This is a genomic window from Actinoalloteichus spitiensis RMV-1378, from assembly GCF_000239155.1.
GTDB classification, from domain to species: Bacteria; Actinomycetota; Actinomycetes; order Mycobacteriales; family Pseudonocardiaceae; genus Actinoalloteichus_B; species Actinoalloteichus_B spitiensis.
This window is the reverse complement of record NZ_AGVX02000790.1, coordinates 1-1,531: the sequence shown is the minus strand read 5'-3', so window position 1 is coordinate 1,531 and position 1,531 is coordinate 1. Positions and strand designations below refer to the sequence as shown.

Annotated in this window: 1 protein-coding gene; it reads right to left on the bottom strand. The window is 76.2% G+C overall.

Features of this window, described 5'->3' with window-relative positions:
- On the bottom strand, positions 1-1,531 hold a 1,531-nt coding region (locus ACTIDRAF_RS0225300; protein WP_026066486.1), incomplete at both ends, for an amino acid adenylation domain-containing protein.

The following is a 1,531-nucleotide window of genomic DNA, read 5'->3' as shown; positions in this document are numbered from 1 at the left end:
GGTCGACGTCGAAGATCTCGCCGAGGCGGGCGGCGAGACGGGCGGCGGCCAGCGAGTGCCCGCCGAGGGCGAAGAAGTCGTCGTGCACCCCGGGGGGTGCGCAGCTGAGGACCTCCGCCCAGCACTCCGCGATCAGTTCCTCCCCCTCGTCGCGGGGAGGCGCGAACTCCGCCGCCGGTGCGGCGGGTTCGGGAAGCCGGGCACGGTCCACCTTCCCGCTGCTGGTCATGGGCATGGTGCCCACGGGCAGGATGACGGTCGGCACCAGGTGCTCGGGCAGCCGGGCGCGGGCGTGCTCCGCGAGTTCCGCCACGGCGACGTCCCGATCGAGTTCGACGTGGGCGACGAGCACGTCACCTCGACCGGAGGCGCCGACGACGGCCGCCCGCACCTCGGGGTGCGCCAGCAGCACGGCCTCCACCTCGCCCGGCTCGATCCGGAACCCCCGCACCTTGACCTGCCGGTCGGTGCGGCCGTGGAACCGGAGTTCCCGACCCCACCAGCTGACCCGGTCACCCGTGCGGTACATGCGTCCCCCGCTCGGCCCGAACGGGTCCGCGACGAACCTGGCCGCCGTGCCCGGCGGGGCGGCGACATAGCCCCTGGCCACCGAGGTCCCGCCCAGGTACAGCTCACCGGGTGTCCCCTCGGGAACCGGCCGGAGCCACCGGTCGAGCACGTAGCAGCGCACGCCGGGGAGCGGAGCGCCGATCGTCGTCTCCCCCCAGGGGGCGCGCAGGGCCCCACCGGCGGTGGCGACCACGGTGTTCTCGGTTGGCCCGTAGTGGTTGACGACCTCGACGTCGGTGACGGTCTCCTCCCGGGCGTGCAGGACGTCACCACCGGTCAGGATGCGGCGCGGCCCACCCCGCGTCAGGACAGGGTGGTCCAGCAGGGCCTCCGCCAGCGGGGTCGGCGCGAACGCCGAGGTGACGGCGCGGTCCGCGAGGTGCGCGGCGAGCAGGTCAGGTCTGGCGAGCACGTCGTCCGGGGGCACCTCCAGCGCGGCCCCGGCGACCAGGGCCGGCCAGATCTCCCAGGCGGCGGCGTCGAAGGACACCCGGGCCAGTTGCGCGAGGCGTTCCCCGGGGCGGGGCCGGTACCGGTGCAGATGCCACCGCAGCAGGCAGCCGAGGGTGCGGTGGGAGACGGCCACCCCCTTCGGCTGACCCGTGGACCCCGAGGTGTAGACGACGTAGGCCAGGCAGTCGGGGTGGCCCACCTCGGACGCGGCCGCCAGGGGAGCGTCGCCGACCTCCGCCGCCACCCCCGCCGGGTCGACGACGGCACCGGTGTCGTCGACCGCCACGACCGGGGTCGTGGGAAACCGGCCGACGGCCCCGGGGGCGGTGACCACGCAGGTCACCCCCGCGTCGGCGAGGACGTGGTCCACCCGGGCGGGCGGCAGCGCCGGGTCCAACGGGAGGTAGGCGGCGCCCGCGCGGAGCACCCCGACGAGGGCGGTGACGAACGCGGCTCCTCGGGGCAGGCACACGGCCACCACCCGCTCCGGGCCGGCGCCGGCGGCGAC